The sequence below is a fragment of the Sporomusa intestinalis genome (genome assembly GCF_055383785.1).
In genome coordinates, this window is sequence record NZ_AP042390.1 from 3,840,574 (window position 1) to 3,861,665 (window position 21,092).

The 21,092-nt window shown below is 55.4% G+C and carries 21 protein-coding genes and 1 other annotated feature; of the genes, 9 read left to right on the forward strand and 12 right to left on the reverse strand.

Annotation, left to right across the window (positions count from 1 at the left end):
• Window positions 1-386: 386 nt before the first annotated feature.
• The 7 genes from ACZ481_RS18115 to ACZ481_RS18145 form a co-directional block, all read right to left on the reverse strand.
• Entirely contained in the window at window positions 387-671 is a 285-nt protein-coding gene (locus ACZ481_RS18115; protein ID WP_464766733.1) for a hypothetical protein, read from the reverse strand.
• A 294-nt stretch (window positions 672-965) separates the two neighbouring features.
• The gene (locus tag ACZ481_RS18120) at window positions 966-1,832 is read right to left on the reverse strand and encodes a DMT family transporter (RefSeq protein WP_464766734.1); all 867 of its coding nucleotides are present in this window, start codon (window positions 1,830-1,832) and stop codon (window positions 966-968) included.
• Window positions 1,833-1,879: 47 nt separating this feature from the next.
• On the reverse strand, window positions 1,880-2,455 hold the full coding sequence (locus tag ACZ481_RS18125; RefSeq protein ID WP_464766735.1) for a GNAT family N-acetyltransferase: 576 nt from the start codon (window positions 2,453-2,455) through the stop codon (window positions 1,880-1,882).
• Window positions 2,456-2,718: 263 nt separating this feature from the next.
• The gene (locus ACZ481_RS18130; RefSeq protein ID WP_464766736.1) at window positions 2,719-3,123 is read right to left on the reverse strand and encodes a GNAT family N-acetyltransferase; all 405 of its coding nucleotides are present in this window, start codon (window positions 3,121-3,123) and stop codon (window positions 2,719-2,721) included.
• Window positions 3,124-3,201: 78 nt separating this feature from the next.
• Window positions 3,202-4,164 (reverse strand): L-lactate dehydrogenase, encoded by a 963-nt coding sequence (locus ACZ481_RS18135; protein WP_464766737.1) that lies wholly within the window; start codon window positions 4,162-4,164, stop codon window positions 3,202-3,204.
• Window positions 4,165-4,229: 65 nt separating this feature from the next.
• Window positions 4,230-5,846 (reverse strand): amidohydrolase, encoded by a 1,617-nt coding sequence (locus tag ACZ481_RS18140; protein ID WP_464766738.1) that lies wholly within the window; start codon window positions 5,844-5,846, stop codon window positions 4,230-4,232.
• A gap of 256 nt (window positions 5,847-6,102) precedes the next feature.
• Window positions 6,103-6,939, reverse strand: coding sequence for a replication initiation protein (locus ACZ481_RS18145; protein WP_464766739.1), 837 nt, complete (start codon window positions 6,937-6,939; stop codon window positions 6,103-6,105).
• A 412-nt stretch (window positions 6,940-7,351) separates the two neighbouring features.
• Between ACZ481_RS18145 and ACZ481_RS18150 the strand changes: the two genes are divergently transcribed.
• The 4 genes from ACZ481_RS18150 (at window position 7,352) to cydB (ending at window position 12,965) form a co-directional block, all read left to right on the forward strand.
• Complete coding sequence (locus ACZ481_RS18150; RefSeq protein WP_464766740.1) at window positions 7,352-8,506, forward strand: amidohydrolase; 1,155 nt, start codon at window positions 7,352-7,354, stop codon at window positions 8,504-8,506.
• Window positions 8,507-8,614: 108 nt separating this feature from the next.
• Window positions 8,615-10,240 (forward strand): NADP-dependent glyceraldehyde-3-phosphate dehydrogenase, encoded by a 1,626-nt coding sequence (locus ACZ481_RS18155; protein ID WP_464766741.1) that lies wholly within the window; start codon window positions 8,615-8,617, stop codon window positions 10,238-10,240.
• Between the two features lie 110 nt (window positions 10,241-10,350).
• Complete coding sequence (locus ACZ481_RS18160) at window positions 10,351-11,685, forward strand: cytochrome ubiquinol oxidase subunit I (RefSeq protein ID WP_464766742.1); 1,335 nt, start codon at window positions 10,351-10,353, stop codon at window positions 11,683-11,685.
• A 29-nt stretch (window positions 11,686-11,714) separates the two neighbouring features.
• Window positions 11,715-12,965 (forward strand): cytochrome d ubiquinol oxidase subunit II, encoded by a 1,251-nt coding sequence (gene cydB, locus ACZ481_RS18165; protein ID WP_464766743.1) that lies wholly within the window; start codon window positions 11,715-11,717, stop codon window positions 12,963-12,965.
• A gap of 78 nt (window positions 12,966-13,043) precedes the next feature.
• Here the strand turns inward: cydB and ACZ481_RS18170 are convergent, their stop codons facing one another.
• From ACZ481_RS18170 to ACZ481_RS18185, 4 genes are all read right to left on the reverse strand, one after another.
• Window positions 13,044-13,985: an AEC family transporter gene (locus ACZ481_RS18170; RefSeq protein WP_464766744.1), complete on the reverse strand. Its 942-nt coding sequence runs from the start codon at window positions 13,983-13,985 to the stop codon at window positions 13,044-13,046.
• Between the two features lie 122 nt (window positions 13,986-14,107).
• Window positions 14,108-14,944: a pirin family protein gene (locus tag ACZ481_RS18175; protein WP_464766745.1), complete on the reverse strand. Its 837-nt coding sequence runs from the start codon at window positions 14,942-14,944 to the stop codon at window positions 14,108-14,110.
• 23 nt (window positions 14,945-14,967) lie between these two features.
• Complete coding sequence (locus ACZ481_RS18180) at window positions 14,968-15,411, reverse strand: DoxX family protein (RefSeq protein ID WP_464766746.1); 444 nt, start codon at window positions 15,409-15,411, stop codon at window positions 14,968-14,970.
• Window positions 15,412-15,468: 57 nt separating this feature from the next.
• Window positions 15,469-15,909, reverse strand: coding sequence for a MarR family winged helix-turn-helix transcriptional regulator (locus ACZ481_RS18185; protein WP_464766747.1), 441 nt, complete (start codon window positions 15,907-15,909; stop codon window positions 15,469-15,471).
• A gap of 237 nt (window positions 15,910-16,146) precedes the next feature.
• Here ACZ481_RS18185 and glgC point away from each other — a divergent pair, with 237 nt between their 5' ends.
• The 4 genes from glgC (at window position 16,147) to ACZ481_RS18205 (ending at window position 20,139) form a co-directional block, all read left to right on the forward strand.
• Window positions 16,147-17,382: a glucose-1-phosphate adenylyltransferase gene (gene glgC, locus ACZ481_RS18190; RefSeq protein ID WP_464766748.1), complete on the forward strand. Its 1,236-nt coding sequence runs from the start codon at window positions 16,147-16,149 to the stop codon at window positions 17,380-17,382.
• 99 nt (window positions 17,383-17,481) lie between these two features.
• Window positions 17,482-17,733 (forward strand) — a binding site (T-box leader).
• A gap of 118 nt (window positions 17,734-17,851) precedes the next feature.
• Window positions 17,852-19,153: an MFS transporter gene (locus ACZ481_RS18195; protein WP_464766749.1), complete on the forward strand. Its 1,302-nt coding sequence runs from the start codon at window positions 17,852-17,854 to the stop codon at window positions 19,151-19,153.
• Window positions 19,154-19,303: 150 nt separating this feature from the next.
• Entirely contained in the window at window positions 19,304-19,777 is a 474-nt protein-coding gene (locus ACZ481_RS18200) for a GNAT family N-acetyltransferase (RefSeq protein ID WP_464766750.1), read from the forward strand.
• A 116-nt stretch (window positions 19,778-19,893) separates the two neighbouring features.
• The gene (locus ACZ481_RS18205; protein WP_464766751.1) at window positions 19,894-20,139 is read left to right on the forward strand and encodes a zinc-ribbon domain-containing protein; all 246 of its coding nucleotides are present in this window, start codon (window positions 19,894-19,896) and stop codon (window positions 20,137-20,139) included.
• An 11-nt stretch (window positions 20,140-20,150) separates the two neighbouring features.
• On the opposite strand, the gene ACZ481_RS18210 is transcribed toward ACZ481_RS18205, so the two are convergent.
• A complete protein-coding gene (locus ACZ481_RS18210; RefSeq protein WP_464766752.1) occupies window positions 20,151-20,438 on the reverse strand; it encodes a hypothetical protein in 288 nt (95 codons plus the stop codon).
• Here ACZ481_RS18210 and ACZ481_RS18215 point away from each other — a divergent pair.
• Entirely contained in the window at window positions 20,437-20,937 is a 501-nt protein-coding gene (locus ACZ481_RS18215; RefSeq protein WP_464766753.1) for a metallophosphoesterase family protein, read from the forward strand. The genes ACZ481_RS18210 and ACZ481_RS18215 overlap by 2 nt on opposite strands.
• Window positions 20,938-21,092: the final 155 nt, after the last annotated feature.

Below are 21,092 nucleotides of genomic sequence, written 5' to 3' on the forward strand. Positions count from 1 at the left end.
TTTTTTACCCACGGGTGACTCAAGGGGACGGTTCTCTTGAGTCATTTTTTAATTATCAACATCAACCGTCAATCGTCAGCCCTGCCGCCACTACTCATTTTTAGCATGCTATTTTCAATGGCCCTGTTGCTGGCTTGCCTTGACTCAGGGGGACGGTTCTTTTGAGTCATTTTTTTGCTTGCTAATTATCAACATCAACCGCCAATCGGCGGCCCTGCCGCCATTACTCATTTTTAGCCACGCTATTTCAGTGGCCCCTGTTGCTGGCTTAATGACTGCTTCCTGCCGAAAAAAATCCCACTAATTCAATAATAAAAACAGACTCAAGAGAACCGTCCCCTTGAGTCAAAAGAACTGTCATGTTGAGCCCTGTTTACTTTGTTTGTTTATTTAATTTCTTCCATGGCCTCAACCTGGAACATGCATGACCCGGCCTCATTCAGGCGCTGCCGGAGCTTTGCCTTGTCTATTGCAGCCGCCGGGACCTTGACATCAACAACGGCCTGGCCAACCCGCTGCGGGACGGCCGCCGCCGCCATGCTCAGGCCGGCAAATTCGCTGACATTGCTGCGGATATAGGCGATTATCTCGTCTGCCGCCCGGTCGGTATTGCCGAATACAATCCGTAAATGGCCTGGCTGATTTTGTGGTAATTCTTTTGCTTGACTCATCACATAACCTCCTAAACTAGTGTCTTGACCACATTATCTTTTTAGTTTGATGACGGCCAAAATGACTGCTGCGTTGTCGTCACCTTTACATATGTCCGCTATGCGCGGCCCGCGCAAGGAATAAGAGCCCTATCACCTGCCGGCCTCATTACAGCAGGTCTTACCGAATCGGTTAACGGCCTCCGCCTTGCCTTGCGAAAAAATCTACGCAAACTATTCAGTGGTTTTAAGAAAGAGGAAGTACTAGCAATTTATTTTTAATTATTGTACCCTGCCCGGCAAAAAGATGCTTCCTCACCGGGACGGCGCCCCTGCGTCAATGGACTTGTAGACAACAGTACCGACAATAATCAGGCCGCCGCAAATTTCTCTTAGTGCCGGTATCTCCTGCAGCAGCATAACCGCAAAGAGGACGCCATATACCGGCTCCAGACTGGAGATAATGCCGGCCGTCTGGGTGTTGATTGTTTTCAGGCCGTTAATAAACAGGGAATGAGAAACACCTGTGAAAACGACCCCTAACAGCATCAGCAACAGGATGTCCTGAGCCTGCACCGCCGGCAGGGGACAAAGGAGAAGCAGCGGCAAGAGCAGGATGGCGGCCGCGGCCTGCTCGTAGAAGGCAATGACCAAAGCAGAGTATTCACCGGCAAAGCTCCGGTTAAGCATTGATAGCACAGCATAGGTGAAGCCGGAGACTATTCCCCACAGAACACCCTGGGTCACATTATTATGCAACTGGAATTCCGGGATCACCAGCATAACCCCCAAGACGGTAAGCAAGGCGGCAAGGATATCGGCAGGCCTGATTTTTTCTTTTAAAAAATATGGTTCCAGAAAGGTTACAAAGACGGGAAATGTAGAAAATGTTAACAGCCCGATGGCGACGGTGGCGGTCTGAATCGCTAGAAAAAAAGAGACCCAGTGGACTGCCAGGATTATGCCCATTCCGGCCAGATAAACATAATGCCGCTGCCGTTTCAGCCTGAGATTTTGCCGGAGATAAACCAGCAGCAGCAACAGAAAGATGCCGGCAAAAAACACCCGGCCCAAAACAATGAAGCCGGCCGGCAAAGCCACGAGTTTCCCAAACAAACCGGATAAACCAAATAAAAATACTGCTGCATGAATCTGCAATAAGCCAGCGTGCTTTGCTTTCATAGGTGACTCCAATCAACTTCCCCCGCCGCCGGCCATGCTGCTAGAGGTTACCGTATCCCTCTGGCCCGGTGCCAGTCCGACCGGAGAATGGCATATTGTTTAACATCCCAGTACCGGCCTTTAGCGAACAGCCGCTCCCGGGCAACCCCTTCCAAAGTCATACCCGCCTTTTGCATAACCCGTCCTGACCGCGTATTTGGCAAAGCGTGAATACACTCAATCCGGTTTAGCTTCAGCTCATGAAAAGCAAACTGCAATAGCCGCCGGACAGCTTCCGGCATCAGGCCGGCGCCCCAGTAATGGCGGCCGGACACATAGCCGATAGCTGCCTGATTATTTTTCCTGTCGACCTGGGGAAACCCCAGGGTGCCGATGAGTTTTCCCGTTGCCTGCAGAATAATGGCCCAGTCTCCGGCCTCATCTTTTCGGTACCGTTCGACCGTGAAATTTATAAAGGCCAGCGAATCCGCCACTGTTTTATGGGTATCCCATGACAGGTATTTCGTTACCTCATGATCTGAGGCATACGCAAAAACCGCTGCGGCATCTTCAGGCTCAAGCCGTCTCAAAAGTAACCGCTCTGTTGCCAGCTGTGGTGTATTCCGGAAAAAAAGTTCACTCATAGTCGAACCGCCTTCCTTTCACCGCGTGATTTTGTCAACCCCTTTCCTCTGCCCTGCAGCAATGGGTTGTAAACCCCGGACAGCCAGACAAGCCCGCCATCAGCCAATAAGAAAACCCCGCAGAATCACAGTGTTGTGACTCCGCAGGGCTGTTACCCGCGTGTAAGGCTTGCCAAGCCTCTGTACAGCTCCAGCATCGCTGCTGTTATGCACACTCACCTTGAAAATATTTTTACATATATTTTCCAGAATGTCAATATGGATTAGCGGCCGATATTGCTGGAGTAGATACAGATATCCGTTCGCCCCTGAAAGCCTACATGGCCCCAGAAGGCCAGCCCTTGCCGGTTATCGGCCAGCACAAACAAATGACACTTGGCTATACCGGCGGCCTTAAGCTGCGCTAAGCACCGCTCAGCCAGCGCCCGGCCGATTCCCTGCCGGCGGTGGCCGGGCTGCACTGCCAGGTGGTAGAGAAACCCCCGCCGTCCGTCATGGCCGCACAGGCAGGTGCCAATCAGCTCCTGCCCCGCTTGCGCAACAAAGCTCATTCCCTTGTTCCGGCTTAGAAACTGGTCAATATTCGCAGCAGAATCGGCCTCGCTCAACCCCAGCCCCGCGGTCTGCTGCCACAGGCTCAGGGCCGCTGCATAATCAGACGGCACCATTGCCCGTATTACATATTGATTGAAAATCTCCACCTCCTGCCGTAGTCAGCCTACTGTGTTCCGCAATGGACCGGTGAGCTAGCCGACTAAGCCTACCGACCGCAGCACCTGGCTGATGCTGGCCGCACTGTGGTGCAGCTTTTCCTTTTCAGCCGCCAGCAGGGGAACATTAAGCCTTCTGGTTACACCGGTGGCAGTAATCTGGCAGGGAAGGCTCAACGCAACCTGGCTCAGGCCGTAGTCTCCCGTCAGGGTTGTCGACACAGGAAAAATACTGCCTTCATTGAACAGCACGGCCCGGGCAAGCCGGCAGGCAACCATGGCGATGCCGGAGTTTGTGCAGCCTTTAAAATTGAGGACATCATAGGCCACATTCACAACCGCCGCCGCTGTTTTTTCCCGGTCCAGCGGCTCAGACGGCTGAAAATACTCATCCAGCCTGTCACTGGGGATTCCGGCCACATTCACAAGGCTCCAGGCCGGAAAGGCCGAATTGCCGTGTTCCCCCAGCATATAGCCATGGACGTTCTTAGGGTCCACAGCATATTTAGTGGCTAAAATCCGCCGGAGCCTTGCCGTTTCCAGGGTTGTGCCGGTGCCAAACACTTTATGCCGGGGATAGCCAAAAAGGTTCTGGGCACAATACAGGGTTATATCCAGCGGATTAGTAATGATAATGATAATGGCCTCTTTGGTATATTGCGTTATTGCCGTCATGACATCTTTGATCACCTGGACGTTCCTGTCGGCCAGCAGCAGGCGGTCTGTTTTCTCGCCCGGCAGAATGCTGGGACCGGCGGCCACAATAATCACCCTGGCATCTTTGCATTCTTCATAACCGCCGGCATGAATATGCACATTCGGGCCAGGGGCAAACGGCGTGCCGTGGCTGGCATCCAGGGCTTCACCAATGGCCTTTTTTTCAATGATATCGATAAGCGCAATGTCTGATGCCAGGTTAAAGGACAAAGCACAATTCAGTACCGCTGAGCCCACATGCCCCACACCGACAATGGCCAGCTTATTTTTTGCATACTTCATCTTTCATCCCTCCAGTATAAAAATCAGCTAGATAACGGCTTGCAATACACGCCGGCAGCTATTGTCTATTCTTCATAGACAACGGTGCCGCCGGCGATTGTGCACAAGACCCGGGTTTCGGCGATTGCTTCCGGCTGAGCTGCTAGCACGTCCCGGGAAACCACAATGAGGTCAGCCAGTTTGCCAACTGCCAGCGTCCCTTTGACTGCCTCGCTGAATTCGGCATACGCACTGCCCCGCGTGTAAGCCTGCAAGCATTCACCGACAGTCAGCTTTTGCTCAGGCACCCAGCCGCCGGGATGGGTGCCGGCCTGCGTCCGGCGGGTTACGGCTGTGCAAATGCCCTGAAAAGGGTTTAGCGGCGCCACAGGCCAGTCAGTGCCAAAAGAAACGGCAACACCGGCCGCCAGCAGGGAGCGAAAGGCGTAGGCCTGCCGGCAGCGCTGCTCGCCAATCCGGCTACCGGCCCAGCTCCCATCCTCATACACATGGGCCGGCTGCACGGAAGCCAGAATGCCCAGCCGCGCCATGCGCACAACATCGGCCGGCAGCAGATGCTGGGCATGCTCAATGCGGAACCGGCGGTCCCGCGGCCCATTGGCTTTCATAACCGCCTCGAATATATCCAGCAGCAGATGATTGGCCTTATCGCCGATGGCATGCACCGCTACAGGCAGTCCGGCTTTATCGGCAGCCGCAATCCGCGCCTGCATAAGCCCTTCCGGATACATCTGGTCGGCCAGCAGCCCGGCCGTGTCCGGCCGGTCGTCATAGGGGGCAAACATCAGCGCCGTTCCTGACCCCAGCGAACCGTCGACAAACCCCTTTACCCCGCCCAGCCGCAACCAGGCATCACCGGCGAACCCCTCTGCCGCCAGGGCCGGCTGCCGCTCCCATTCAGAGATGGGCGTGCGGGCATAAATCCGCAGAGTCAGCTTTTGCTGCTGCTGAAAGCGCCGGAACGCCTCCCAGTCCTGCCAGCCCTGCCAGGCGGTGATATCCTGAACCGAGGTGATGCCAAGCCGGGCAGCATGCCGCAACGCGGCGGTCAGGGCCTTGTCATACTGCTCCTCGGTGGGCGCCGGCAGGCACCGCTGCACAAGATGGATGGCATTATCCTTAAGAATACCGGTAGGTTCACCACCCCAGGGGTCCCGTTCAATAACACCCCCGGGGGGATTGGCTGTATTCCGGCTGATTCCGGCCAGGCGGAGGGCCGCACTGTTGGCAAAGCCCATATGCAGGTCACTGCGGGTCAGAAAAACCGGGATATGGGCGGTAAACGCATCCACCCATTCTTTCGACGGCAGCGGGGATTGTGCCCACTGATCATTATTCCAGCCGCCGCCGGTAAGCCACTGCCCCGGCGGCATAACAGCCGCCCTCCCGGCAATGGCCCGGATAAAGCCGTCTTTCCCGGCCACCGCCCGCAGATCCAGGGACAACAGCTGCAGCCCGCCGGCCAGCAGGTGGGTGTGGTTATCAATAAAACCCGGCAAAACCAGTTGACCAGCCGCATCCACAACCCGGGTGCGGCGCCCCGGCAGCAAACGCAGCTGGTCAGTGCCGCCAACCGCCACTATCAAACCGTCTTTAACCGCCAGCGCTGCCGCATAAGGCCTGGCCGGCTCCCCGGTCCAAATACGGGCATTGACGATCATTACATCCGGTTGCATGCTCATACATACATCTCCTGCTGTTATTCGCCTGGCTTCGCTGCTGCCTGTCCCGTCCCTGCCACCACAACCGGCTGCGCCAGACATTGTCTGATTAGTATCATTTTACGCCCATCCAGGTTCTAATTCAATAAAATCATACATTTTTATCTCGCGCAAAAAAGGAGCTACTCAATACTATCTCGCCGCTTCTTTCAGTTATCTATATTATAGGACAACTTTTTATCGATTGCAACAAACATTGTCATTGCAATCGTTAAATTCACATTGATTGCCCATGTTTTTGCTCCGGCGATGAGAATTTAAATTCCGGTTCTTTTTTTCGCAGCTCCCGGGCTTTTTCCCCGGTTATCACTTCAAACCAGATACCTTCCACCCGGCGCCCGGAAAATGTGGGGCCAAACCGGACAAAAATAGCGTCATCCCATTCATAAATTTCCTGGATTGACGGTTCAATAACCCGCAGCCGCAGCTGGCCATAGGAATAGCGCGTGTGTTCCAGCGATAATTGCCGCATCATCTCGGCAATACTGTATTCTACCACCCCGGCGGCTTGCCAGGACCGGAGAATTTCAAACACGGCCAGCGTATGCTTGCCTTTATACTGAATTCCTTTTACCAGCCGGTACTCAATATCACCGGGATCAATAGCGGCAATTAGAGACAGCACGCGCTCCGTAAACTGAAAGTGAATCGCCTGGCCCTGATAGGAAATCGCCTGGAACCACTGGGTCCGGATCAGGGTTTTTGTCTGCTCATCATACAGCCACAGGCCTTTTTTGGATATTTTTTCAATTTCATTGACGATATAAGCATACATGTCAGCAGGCGCTGAATCACCACAAATTTTTGCGAACTCATTGAAGTGCATCTTATAAGCGGCAGGATCCGGCTTATCAGGCCTGCTTTCGTAGCTTAGGGCAATCGCGGTCGTCAGTATTTTTTGCTGCAATTCTGTCAGTGAATCCCGGCGGCCAGTCAAACTGCCTGTTTTAACAAGCTGATTCGGCCGGGTGATTTGTCCGTCCGGGCAAAGAGCAGTATGAATAAGCTGTGACTGCTCCAGCCCGGTAATCTTTCTTTTGAGATTAATATCCATTTAGTACTTCATCTCCCTTGAAATCAAGGATATTTTGCGCATCTTTTTCCGCCCTGAATTGTTGTCGTCGCCTTACATATGTCCGATATGCGCGACTCCTCCGCCTAGCCGGCCGAAAAAATCTGCGCAAACTATTCCCTCGCTTTTAAGAAAGATGAAGTACTAGCCTCACCTCTCTGGTTCATTATATAGTATCCAGACCTACGATTGCAATATTATATTTATTTGCAATCAATATTTCCCGCCCGCATTACCCGGCACCGGTTCAGGAAATATCAGGCAGGAAATCTTGCCGGCAGGAGGTAATATATGTTATAGAGCCCTGACTGCATACAAGGGACGCCAGAACCGCCGGCTCACGGCAGGGGTCCGCTGCTGCTTGCGGCGGCAAATACTGACTGGAGGGAAAAAAATGATTGCATTAACAGGGGGAAAAATCCTGACCATGTGCGGCAAAACCCTGGACCGGGGCACCATTATCGTCCGCAGCGACAAGATACGGGCCGTCGGCAGCAACCTGGACATTCCGTCCGCCTGCCGGGTCATCGATGTAACCGGCAAAATCATCACCCCGGGCCTCATTGACGCCCATACCCATTTAGGGATTGAAAGCGAAGGCATGGGCTGGGCCGGTTCGGATGTCAATGAACGCAGCGAGCCGGTTACCCCCGGCCTGCATGCCCTTGATGCCATTAACCCCGCCGACCTCGGCCTGCTGGAAGCCTACCAGGGAGGCGTAACAACCGTAATGGTGGCGCCAGGCAGCGCCAATCCCATCGGCGGCCAATGCGTACTCCTGAAAACAGCCCCCCGGGCCACCGTCGAACAAATGCTGCTGCAGCGGTATGCCGGACTGAAAATCGCCTTTGGTGAAAACCCCAAACGGGTTTACGGGGCCGACCGCAAAAAGATGCCCGTGTCGCGCATGGCTACCGCCGCCCTCATCCGCGAGGCCTTCTGGCAGTCCCGCCAGTACCTGCAGCAGCAGGGGGAAAAGGATTTCAAATACAATATGGGCCTGGAAGCAATCGCCAGGGTATTGCGCCGGGAGATGCCGCTCCGGGCCCACGCTCACCGGGCCGACGACATTATTACGGCGATCCGGATTGCCCGGGAGTTCGATGTGGAAATCATCATTGAGCATGGCACCGAGGCTTATCTGGTTGCCGACCTGCTGGCAGCCGAAAAGATCCCGGTAGTGCTGGGGCCAACCCTATCCACGAGGTCAAAGGTGGAGCTGAAGGACAAGACCATGGAATCACCGGCCCTGTTGTACCGGCAGGGCGTAGCCTTTACCATGATGAGCGACCATCCGGTAACCCCCAGCTGCTTCCTGTCGCTCTATGCCGGCCTGTCCACCCGCTATGGCCTGCCGGCCCGGCAGGCGCTGCGCATGATTACCTGCGACGCCGCCAGGATTCTGGGGCTTGCCGACCGGATCGGCAGCCTGGCCCCCGGCCTGGACGCTGATCTGGTCGTATGGAGTGAAGACCCGCTGATCATGTCGGCCCGCCCGGAGATTGTCATGGTCGACGGTGAAATCGATTTTTTACAGGCGAATGACTAACCTGTAAAAAAACAAACCAGGCAGAAACACTGGAGGAAAGTGGCAGCCAGCCGCGAAGTATTAACCTATACCGAGGATGGAAACGAAGCAGAAAGGAGTGGTGAAATCTTGGAACACAACGAACAACTGCGCAGCCTGTTTCCCGGCGAGGCCGATATTCCGGAACAATACCGGCTTAAGCAGCCGGTCCTGCAACAGGAGTACCTGGTTAACGGCGAGCTCAGGCAGTGGCAGGGACCTTGCCAGCAGGTAATCTCACCGGTCCAGGTACAAAAAGACGGCACCCTGCAGCCGGTGGTCCTTGGCTGTTATCCGGTCCTGACCGGCGAGGAGGCCCTGGCGGCCCTGGCGGCGGCGGAAAAAGCCTATGATCAGGGCGGCGGCCTGTGGCCGACGATGACGGTCGAACAGAGAATACGCCATATGGAGCATTTTACCCGCAGCATGATTGACCAACGGGCCGAGGTGGTAAAACTGCTCATGTGGGAGATCGGCAAAACACTGCCTGATGCCGAGAAAGAGTTTGACCGCACAGTGGAATACATCCGCGATACCCTGGAGGCGCTCAAGGTCCTGGACCGGGAGTCCTCCCGCTTCACCATCGAGCAGGGAATACTGGCCCAGATCAGGCGGGCCCCGTTAGGGGTCGTATTATGTATGGGACCCTATAATTACCCGCTGAACGAGACCTTTACCACCCTGATTCCGGCCCTGGTTATGGGCAATACCGTTGTTTTCAAACCGCCCAAGCTGGGCGTATTGCTGCATTCGCCGCTGCTGGCGGCCTTCCGGGATGCATTTCCGCCCGGGGTGGTCAATACGGTTTACGGCTCCGGTCAAAAAGTGGTGGGCCCGCTGCTGCAGTCCGGCCGGGTCAACGTGCTGGCCTTTATTGGCTCCAGCGCCGTGGCCGATACTCTCAAGCAGCAGCACCCCAAGCCCCACCGGCTGCGCAGTATTCTGGGCCTGGAAGCGAAAAACGCCGCTATTGTGCTGGCCGACGCGGACCTTGACCAGGTGGTGGAGGAAACAGTGGCCGGGGCCCTATCCTATAACGGCCAGCGTTGTACGGCATTAAAAATCCTGTTTGTCCATAACCGGATCATCGACGAATTCCTGCGGCGCTTCGCCGCCAGAGTCGACAGTCTTACACTCGGCATGCCCTGGGAGAGCGGTGTCAAAATTACGCCCCTGCCGGAACCGGGCAAAAGCCAATATCTGCAGGAACTGATTGCCGATGCCGTCAGCCAGGGCGCGGCAGTAGTCAATCCGGACGGCGGCACCGCCGCCGGGCCGCTGTTCAGGCCTGCCGTCCTGTACCCGGTCAAGGAGAAAATGCGGCTGTATACGGAAGAGCAGTTCGGGCCGGTAGTGCCGGTAGCCGGCTATGATGATATCAGCGAACCTGTGCGCTATATCATCGAGTCCAATTATGGCCAGCAGGTCAGCATCTTCGGCACCGATGCGGCTTTGATGGCCAGTCTGATCGACCCGCTGGTCAACCAGGTCTGCCGGGTGAATATCAACAGCCAGTGCCAGCGCGGGCCGGATAGTTTTCCCTTTACCGGCCGCAAGGATTCGGCCGAAGGCACGTTGTCGGTGGCCGATGCCCTGCGGGCATTTTCCATCAGGACGATGGTAGCCGCCAAAATAACACCGGCCAATAAGCAATTGATTACGGAAATTGTCAAAGGCGATAAATCCAAATTCTTATCAACCGATTTCCTGTTATAGCCATCCGGCCACAGCACCGTCACCAGACACGGTGCTGTTTTTTTCTGAGTAGCCGCCGCCAAAACCGGCAATAATAGGGAGTACCGTAATAACCGGCAATGAGGGAGACAATGGATAAACTACTACTGGCCCGCTGGCAATTTGCAACAACCCTGACCTATCACTTCTGGTTTTTATCACTGACCCTCGGCCTGGTCCTCCTGGTTGCCCTGCTGGAGACCAGGTATGTCCGCACCGGCCATACCCACTATAACGTGCTGGCCAGATTTTGGGGCAAACTGTTTCTCATCAATTATGCAGTGGGCATCCTTACCGGCATTATCCAGGAATTTGAATTTGGCATGAACTGGTCCGAATATTCCCGGTTTGTGGGTGATATCTTTGGTGTGCCTCTGGCCATCGAAACCCTGACGGCATTTTTCGTGGAGTCCACCTTCATCGGTCTCTGGGCCTACGGCTGGGAGCCGCTGTCCAAGCGGCTGCATTTGCTGACCATCTGGCTGGTGGCGCTGACAGCCAACCTCTCGGCCTTCTGGATTCTGACAGCCAACGCGTTCATGCAGCACCCGACAGGCTATATCCTGGCCGGGGATCACCTGCGGCTGCATGATTTTATGGCTGTAATCACAAACCCCTACGTTTTTTACCAGTATACCCATACCGTCCTGACAGGCCTGCTGACGGCAGGCTTCTTTATGATGGCTGTCAGTGCCTATTACCTGCTGCACAAGCGGTATACGAACCTGTTTAGAACCTCCTTCCGCCTGGGCTTTCTCTGTGCGGCGCTGGCCACAGTCCTCGTTATTGGCACCGGCCATTTCTACACCCAATATCTGGGGAAAGTTCAGCCGATGAAACTCGCCGCGATGGAAGGCCTGTGGGAAACGTCGCGGCCGGCGCCATTTACAGTGGCGGCCCTGATCGACCCCGCTACGAGCAGCAATGCCTTTGAGCTAGCCGTACCGGGCCTGTTGTCCCTCATGGCCGGCAACCGCCTGGATGCGGAGGTGGCGGGTATGAAAGAGCTGCAGGCCAGCCTTACCGCAGCCTATGGACCAGGCAATTATATCCCGCCGGTCGCACTGTTATTCTGGAGTTTCCGGCTTATGGTCCTGATCAGCCTGTACCTGTCAGGGCTGCTGCTCCTTGTGTATTGGTACTGGCGGACGCAGCAGCTGGAAACAAGCCCGGTCCTGCTCCGCACGATCATGTGGAGTATGCCCCTGCCCTATATCGCCAGTACCGCCGGCTGGATTCTGGCCGAAGTGGGACGCCAGCCCTGGATTGTTTATACCCTGCTGCGGACCGAGCAGGGTATCTCGAAGGTTGTATCCCTAACCAGCATCGGGGTAACGCTGACCGGTTATACGGTGATTTATCTGGCCATGAGCGCAGCGGCCCTGTATTTCATGCGCAAAGTCATTGTCGCCGGCCCGGAATCATAACCATAATAACTGTTGCGGAAAGGTGCCGTATGGATCTGAACACACTCTGCTTCCTTTTATTTTACATCTTGTTTACCGGCTTTCTGGTGTTAGACGGCCTTGATTTCGGTGTCGGCATGCTGCTGTGGACCGGCAGGACCGATATCGAGCGGCAGGCGCTTATCCGGTCAATCGCCCCGGTCTGGGAAGGCAGCCAGGTCTGGCTTATTGTGGCCGCCGGGGTATTATTTGCCGGCTTCCCCCACGTGTACGCCACCCTGTTCAGCGGCCTGTATCTCGCCTTGTTTGTTGTCCTTGTGGCCCTGCTGCTCCGGGGTCTGGCGATCGAACTCCACAATAAAGAGGACCATCCGTCCTGGCGCCGCTTTTGCTATGGGTCGGTTTTTCTGGGCAGCCTGGCGCCGGCGCTGATCTGGGGAATTGCCTTAGGCAGCCTGCTCGCCGGCTTGCCTGTTGACGGTGACAGACAATACAGCGGCGGTTTCCTGGCTTTGTTCAGCCCCTATTCCCTGGTAAGCGGGCTCACCTATACGCTCCTGTTTGCAGTTCAGGGAGCGGTATACCTGACCTGGAAGCTCGAGTCCGGCCTGGCTCTGCGGCTGCGGCAGACAGGCCTGGCTGTCAGCGGCTATGCCCTGGCTGCCGTCGCCGGCTTTGGCGCCCTGACTGCCGTCTCGGCCACTGCTGGCCATAAAGGTCCGGCCTTGGTGCTGATCGCAGCCGCGCTGGTCTGCCTGTATTGCAGCCGCCGCAGCCTGGAGCGGGAACAACCGCTGCCCGGTCTGGCCTTAAGCAGCCTGGCCATTATCGCCCTGACCGCCTCCCTGTTTACCGGTTTATATCCGCGGCTTATAGTCTCCAGCCTTGACCCCCGCTGGAGCCTGGATATTTACAACGCGTCCGCCAGCCCGTTAACCCTGAAGATTATAACGACATTAATCCTCGTTGTCCTGCCTGTCACTATGGCCTGCGAAGCCTGGAAGTTTTATGTCTTTCGCCAGCCTGTCAGCCTGCAGGCGATGGAGCTGGCGCCTTATTTGCCCCAGCTGCGCCGGCTGAGCGCAAGATTAAAACGCAGTCTCACCTATGCCTGCTGCCTGGCCGATGCCCTCGATAAAACCGGCAAAGCGCTGGCCGGCACCGACGGCGCCATTATCAGAAAGCTAAAGTCCAGACACCGGACCTTTTTATTCGGTAAACGCAGTGCCGGCCGGTGCCGGCACAACCAGGAGCAGACCGGGGAAACGCCGGCCGACGGCGACAACAAACCGCAAGCATAAACACTAAACACCGTATCAGGCCGGAGCCGATACGGTGTTTATGTTTAACCTGCCTGATTGAACCGGCTACCGGCCTGACTACACATGGAGCCATAAAAACAAGAGGGGATACACCGCTCCCAGAAACACGGCGGTCGTCAGAAAAAATGCCGCCCCGGCCAAATCCAGATCCAGCTGATATAAACGGGCCAGGACAATGGCGTTAATGCCGGTGGGCCCGCTGGCGGCAATCAGGATGGAGCCGAAAATAACCGGATCGGTAAACAACGGGTAGGCCAGCAGGACTGCCACCAGCGGGGAGACGATGAATTTAATCGGCACCAGGCTCTTGATACAGCAGCCGCAATACTTGGGCATTGTGGAAAAATGGATCGAGTAGCCGGCCGGGATCAGCGCCGTCCAGGCCGCCAGATGGATCAAAATCTGAAACAGGTCTCCCAGCAATTCCGGCCGCGGCACAGAGGCCGCCGACAGCGCCGCCCCCACCGCCAGGCCGGCCACAGGCAGCTGCTTACGGTTGAAAAACAGGGCCTTAACGTTCAGGGTGCCGGCAACGCGGCTGTTTTGAAACACTTGCTGATAATAATGGGCCACAGGGAAACAAAATAACAAAAACAGCAGATTTTGCGCCAGGGCAATAATCTGAATATAGGCAAAGCCGGTCTCGCCAAAGAGAAAAAACGTGCATAAGCCGCCCAGCGTGCCGGTATTGGACAACATCGCCGCCGCCAGATAGCTGCCCTTTTCCGGGCCGTCTTCATACTTCCTGCTCAGATAAGCCGCCAGGGCCGGCACGAAACTTAAAATAATCCCGAAAACCGGCAGCCAGAGCAGGACACCGGCCTCCAGCGGCACTACCCAGATGCTGAGCAGCGACAAAACCGTGCAAAAGACGGTAATATTGATCATGATAATCCGGTCGCAGGCTTTTTCACTCAGCCAGCACTTGCTGTGCAGGTAATAGCCCACAACCAGCGGTAAAATAAAATCAAAGGCAAAATAAAATAACTTCTCAGCCATAGCGGTCCGCTCCCTTTTGTGCCGAACACAACCTGTGAACAGGGTTCAATGATTACATTATAGTACAAAAAAACGAGAAAGCAATCCCCTGTTACCGGTGATTGCTTTCTTCAGATTAGGCACTATTTTCTGATAAACGTTCCGTCTTCTAGCTCCTGAAAAGCCTGCTGCAATTCCTCACGGGTGTTCATAACAATCGGTCCGCCCCAGGCTATCGGTTCCCGCAGCGGCTCGGCGGCAAACAGGAGAAACCGGAGGCCCTGCTCGGCCGCCCGGGCAACAAACCTGTCGCCCTTGTTAAACAGCACGGCCTGGCGGCTGCCGGTCACCTTGTGCCTGTCGCCGGCAAAACAGCCGGCCCCGTCCACAATATAGACAAACAGGGTATCCTCCCGGGCTGTGGACAGCTGCCACTCGCGTCCCGGTTCCAGCACCACATCCAGAAACAGGGTTTTTACGTAATCGCCCTGGGTTGCACCGGTTGTCTGGCCATAACGGCCGGCAATCACCCCGATAGCCGCCCCCGGCTCCTGTACTCGCGGGATCATGGCGGCGGCAAGGTCGCGATACTGGGGCCGGACCAGCTTGTCCCGGCGGGGCAGGTTCAGCCACAGCTGAACCCCCAGCATCCGCTCCGAGGCCTGCGGCATTTCCTGGTGGAGAATGCCGCTGCCGGCGGTCATCCACTGGCAGCAGCCATCCAGAATACTCCCCTTATTGCCCAGGCTGTCGCTATGTTCAATGTCACCATTGATCAGATAGGTTACCGTTTCAATCCCCCGGTGCGGATGCCAGGGAAACCCCCGGGTATAGTCGTCAGGGTTGCGGGAGTCAAAGGCATCGAGCATCAGAAACGGATCAAACTCCCGGGTATCGGCCCGGCCGATTACCCGCACCAGCCTTACGCCCGCCCCGTCAACCTGGGCCGAGCCTGCCACAACCCGGCGTATTGTCCTCACAGTATTAATCCTGCTCACCCCCTCTACCTGGCCTGGTTTAATTTGGGCAGGTCCTTATTGGGAAACAGATTGTCCACACTATACCGGCCAGGGCCGATAAAGATCAGGCTTAAGAAGACGATTCCCATCTCCAGCGCCTGGGACGCCCCGCTCAGACCGGCGCCGGTGCTAAACTTCAGCACAACAGCCACAAACATGTTGAAGGTTAAAACCATGGCCGTCAGCCGGGTCAGTACGCCGGCAGCGATCAGCATACCGCCGAAGAATTCGGCTGCAGCCGCCATAAAGCCCCAGAATACAGGTGCGAACCCCAGGCCCAGGTGCTGCATCGCCAGACCAAGCTTATTCCAGGTTTCAACCCCGCCGGAGATTTTCGGCCAGCCGTGGAAAACGAACATTAACCCAATACCCACCCGCAATATCAATATGCCAACATCCCTATGCCTGTCCCAATTGCTTAATAACATTATCCTTACCTCCTCGCAAGCTGTTTAATACCTGCCATCCTAACAGTCACGTACGGCTCATGTAGGATGTGTCTCAATCTTACTGAGCAGAATAATCGCCTGCTCCAGCTCTGCTGTCGTCAGCCCCCGGCAAGCCCGGGCCAGCGTCTGGCCATGGCGGGGAAAAAGCTCGGCAATCAGCCGGTGCCCCGTCTCAGTCAGACTGGCATAAGTCACCCGCCGGTCCCCGGCGCAGGTTGTCCGCGCCAGCAGCCCTTTCCGCTCAAGCTTGTTAATCACATACGTGATGCTGCCGCTGGTAATGAGGATTTTTTCCCCGATCTGCTGCAGCGGGTAGGAAGCCCGGTGATACAAAAGTTCCAACACGGCAAACTCCGTCTGATTCAGGCCATATTGCCTGAAATCCCGCCGGCCCGCTGCCAGCAGTGTGTTGTGGGTTCTGACCAGAACCGTAAAGAGCTTTACTGCCAGCGTCTGTTCATCACTGCTCAGGCTCACTCACCTCCCGGCAACTGGAATTTTTATCTTGATGTTAAGATAATTTTAACTTAATTAGAAACAATTGTCAACAAATAATAATTATACTTTGTGTTTTTTATTTAAATTAATTAGAATATTTACAATAAAAGTAGGAATTTTATTCCTGTTGCCAGAATAATAAATGGCAAGACCTGTCTTACATTCCATTTTCCCGGCAGTACTTTTTCAGTGACAACGAATAAAGGAGGGAGAATAATGTATACTTCGGCAATAAGCAACTTTGCGGGTAATACGATCGCCATGGTATTGGCAGGCGGCAAGGGTGAACGGTTGAGTCCGATTACCGTAAACAGACCCAAACCTTATGTTCCGTTTGGCGGCAAATACAAAATCATTGATTTCGTCCTGAGTAACCTGTTTAATTCGGGGATCAAAAGGGTATACATTCTCACCCAGTACCGGGCTTACTCCTTAAACAAGCACATTAAAGACTCCTGGGCCAAATGGGCCGGACTCGGCGAATTTTATGACACGATTTCACCGGAGACCACCAATATCGGGGAAGAATGGTTCAAGGGCACGGCCGACGCCATCTTTCAGCTTATGCGAATCCTCGAAGCGACCGATGCCGATTATATTGCCATCTTCAGCGGCGACCATGTGTACAAGATGGATATCGGCCAAATGATCAGCTATCACATTATCAATAAAGCCGATATGACGCTGGCGGCGCTGGAGGTAGCCCCGGCGGATGCCAAACGGTTCGGCATCTTCACCGTCGATGACAGCTTCCGGGTCACCGCCTTTGCCGAAAAACCCCAGGAACCGGTCACTATTCCCGACCGGACAACCTGTTTTGCCTCCATGGGCAATTATATTTTCTCCACCGCCAAACTGATCGAAGTACTGAAAACAAGTCGGCAGCATCATGCCGATCTTGATTTCGGCAAACATGTCATTCCGCTGATGATCGGCAACGGCGACCGGGTCTTTGCCTATAATTTCATGGATAACCTGCTGCCCCAGATGGGGCCGGGGGAAAAAGGCTACTGGAAAGATGTCGGCACGATCGATTCCTATTATGAGGCCAATATGGACCTGATTAATGTGGTGCCTCAGCTCAACCTCTACAACTACCGGTGGCCGATCATCACCAACCAGGGCAATTATCCGCCCTCCAAGACCGTATTTGACGAGGACGGCCGCCGCGGCCAGAGCCTCAACTCCTACACCTGCGGCGGCTGCATCATCAGCGGCAGCACGGTGCGCCGGTCCATTCTGGGGCCGTGCTGCAAAATCAACAGCTACAGCCTGGTCGAGGATTCGATCCTGTTTGAAAATGTGGAGATCGGCCGCCACGTTAAGATCAAAAGGGCCATCATTGATGAAAATATAAAAATTGCCGACGGCGAGGAAATCGGCTATAACCATGAAGCCGACCGGGAAAAGGGCTATATGGTTACCGACTCGGGGATTGTTGTGGTTATCTGACATAAGAAATTATCATTGACAGCAGACGTAAATCCTGTATATACTGTACATAGGTTTACAGTGTTACATTGTTTACCGATAAAAATTACATAATGTTAAGGAAAAGTGATGAAGGAACTAATTGTGTGTAGTATGTTGCAGAGAGCCGGTGGCTGGTGCGAACCGGTAACAGAACGATACAATCGTCATTCCTGAACTGCAACGCTGAACATTGAGTAGGCGGCGCCGGTATCAGCTCGCTATGAGTGCAACCGTTATATTGCTAGGGTTGTTGGACCTGATGAGATGTATCTATATAGTTTATAGATATAACAAGGGTGGTAGCGCGAGAGTCAACCTCTTGCCCCTTTACAGGGGCAGGAGGTTTTTTATATTCGCGCCCGGCCGTGCTGTGGCCCGCCCATCAGGCCCGATGGCCACCAGCAGGTCACTTCACTACCACTACTATGTACAGGAGGTCTTATTTATTATGAAACCCCAGTCTTCTCAATTCCGCTGGTATCTGGCGGCCCTGATGTTTCTCATCAGCTTTCTCTCCTACATGGACCGTGTCAATCTGTCAGTCGCCACCCCGGCCATTATGGCCGAATTCGGTTTTAGCAAAATTGACATGGGCTTACTGCAAACCGCTTTTTTTCTTGGTTATGCCCTGATGCAAATCCCAGGCGGCATTATGGCCGAGCTGTTCGGCTACCGCAAAACCATTACCCTCGCCGCCTCCTTCTGGTCAGTCTTCACCGCTTTAACCGCCGTCTGCAGCAACTTTACCATGTTTGCCGCCATGCGGGCCTTGTTTGGCATTGGCGAGGGCCCGCTGGCCCCGTCCTTCGGCCGCTTCATCTACCGCTGGTTCAGCCCCGGCGAGCGCGGCCGGGGCTCAGCCCTGTTCCTGAGCGGCATGTTTATCGGTCCCGTTTTTGGCCCGGCCGTCACCGTGGCCCTGATGCTGGCCTTTGGCTGGCGTTCGGTATTTATCATCTTCGGCGCTGTCGGCATCGTCCTGGCCCTGGCCTGGTACTTTTTCGCCACCGAATCGCCCCGCGACAACAAATATGTATCAGCCGCGGAGGCCGATCATATCGAAGCCGGCCTCCAGCCGGACACCGCCAAGGAACTGGCCCCCTGGCGCGATTTTATGCATTCCTCCCAGTTTTGGGCGGTTGGGATTCAGTTCTTTATCACCGACTATATCATGTATGTCTTCCTTGCCTGGCTGCCGATGTATCTCATGGAAGCCCGCAATTTCACCCTGACCAGCATGGGCATTGCCGCTTCTTTCCCCTGGGCGGCCCTGTGCCTGGTGACCCTGGCCACCGGCTTTATCAGTGACCGGCTGATTGCCTCCGGCCTGTCCAATCACAAAGTCCGGACCCTGTTCGGCATAACCGGCCTGACTATTTGCTGCGCCGCCCTCTACCTCGGCGCCGTCACGGCTGATCCCTGGTGGAACGTATTCTGGCTGACCCTGTCTCTCGGTTCCCTCGGCTTCACCTTCAACGCCGGCTGGGCTGCCTGTATCGACATTGGCGGCAAATTCTCCGGTTCCGTCACCGGCTGGATGAATTTCTGGGGCAATATCGGCGGGGTTACCGCCCCGACCCTGACTGCCTGGCTGGCTACCACCTATGGCTGGCAGCTGGCGATTACCTTCACCGCCGCCCTGGCCGTAGTCGGCATTGGCGCCTGGCTGGCCGTCAAGCCTGACCGGCCGCTCGTCCCCGCCGGCCCGCTGCCGGCCACGGCGGCGGTGCCGGGCAAAAAGATTTGTTGAAATTCCCGCCTGCCGACCGATTTACCTTCGCCGTCAGATAGGGTATAATACAATTGGTTCTTTTTAACAATTCCGCATTGCGCTGCTGTATGCAGTGGTTTGTGGCGGCAGCTAAGCAAATTTTAATTGGCATGCAGGCAGGAGGTACCAATGGCAGACTATACAATCGGTGAGATTTCCCCTGAGGAAGCCGGCAGTGCCCTCGTCTTAATCACCGCAACCTTTGACCGCTTTGTCGGCCCCGGCTATTCAGAACAGGGGCTGCAGGCCTTTAAGAATTTTATCACCCGCGAACGGCAGCGGCCGCATTATGCCGATCGCGCTTTCATGCTGGTTGCCCGGCAGGAACGGCAAATCATCGGCGTCATCGAAATGTGGGATTACCGTCATATTACGCTGCTGTTCACCGCGGCCGAATGGCACAACCGGGGCATCGCGAAACATCTGCTCCAGGCCGCGATCAATACATGCCGCCGGCACAACCCGGCCCTCGGTAAAATCAGCGTCCGCTCTTCCCCCTTTGCCGTCCCCGTCTATCAAAAACTGGGCTTCCTTGCTGACGGCCAGGAACAAATAGTTGACGGTATGCGCTTTACCGCAATGACAAAGCCCCTACTTGCTTGAGCTCACCAACCCCCTTTACGTCTGCCCGCCTGAAAGGGGTATGAATGATCCGCCTGCGCCGCAGCCTGCTGCTGGGAAAATGCCAGAGAAATTCAAACACCGGAAGGGAGCCGCCTATGATTACATGCCTGTACTGTGGCTATGAATGCCCGGACACAGCCCAGTTCTGCCCCAACTGTGGCAAGCCGCTTGTCCGGGTTGCGCCGGACAAGCCGCCGGCAGCTGACACCAGTAATGCTGCCTGGCAGCGGCAACAGGCGGAGGGAAAGCCTGAACAAGCGCCCCCGTCCAAACAGGTTATCCTGGCTGCCAGCGGCATCCTGTTGCTGGCCTTCATTATTTACCAGATTTTTGCCGGCTGAAGCTGATGAAATTAGCCCCACACAAGCAGCAGAGGGTAAGCGGCGGAGATTTTTCTCCCGCCGCTTACCCTCTGCCGTTGCTGCGGGATTGCCAAAATCCCGGCTGCCGTCCCCTGCCGGCTGCCGCTACGCCACTCCAGCGGCTGCGGCCCTGGTTCCAGCCCCAGCCGCACCGTGACCAGCCGGCTAAGCAGCGGTTGCGGGGGCAAAAAGCCCTGGGCAAATACCTGACAACATTCTGAGCATAATAAAAAGGATTTATAAATGCAGTCTACAGCAACCGCTGTTGGAGGTTCCATGAAAGTAATCGTTATCGCCGACACCCATCTCCAATCCCCGGCCAAGCTGGCCTGGCTGACCGGCAGGCATGCCGACGCCGGGGCGATTATCCATGCCGGCGACTATACCGGCCGCTCTGTCCTGACCTTTCTGCAAAGCCAGGGGCCCTTCTTCGGCACCGCGGGCAACGCCGACCCGGAAGAAATAAAGCGTTTGCTGCCCGAGAAGCAGGTGCTGACGCTGGCCTCCTACCAAATTGGCCTGTATCACGGCCACGGCACCGGCGGCACAACGCCGGACCGGGCGTTCCGGGTCTTTGCCGGCGAGCCGGTGGACATCATCATCTTCGGTCACAGCCATCAACCCTGCATATTCACCCGCAACAAGATCCTCCTGCTGAATCCGGGTTCCCTCACCGCCAAACGCCAGGAACGCTGGTTTTCCTACATCATCCTTACCCTTGCCCCCACAGGCCCCGCCGCCCAACTGATATTTGACTCAGAGGGACGGTTCTCCTGAGTCACTTTTCTGTTATCCAGAGCCTGCCTCTTGCCCTTTGACTCACGGGGACGGTTCTCTTGAGTCACTTTATCTGTTATCCGATCAGTGAAACTAGGCCCTGTCTTTTGCCCTTTAATCGTTAAGTTGCCCGGCAAGTAATTCTTGCGCCTGCC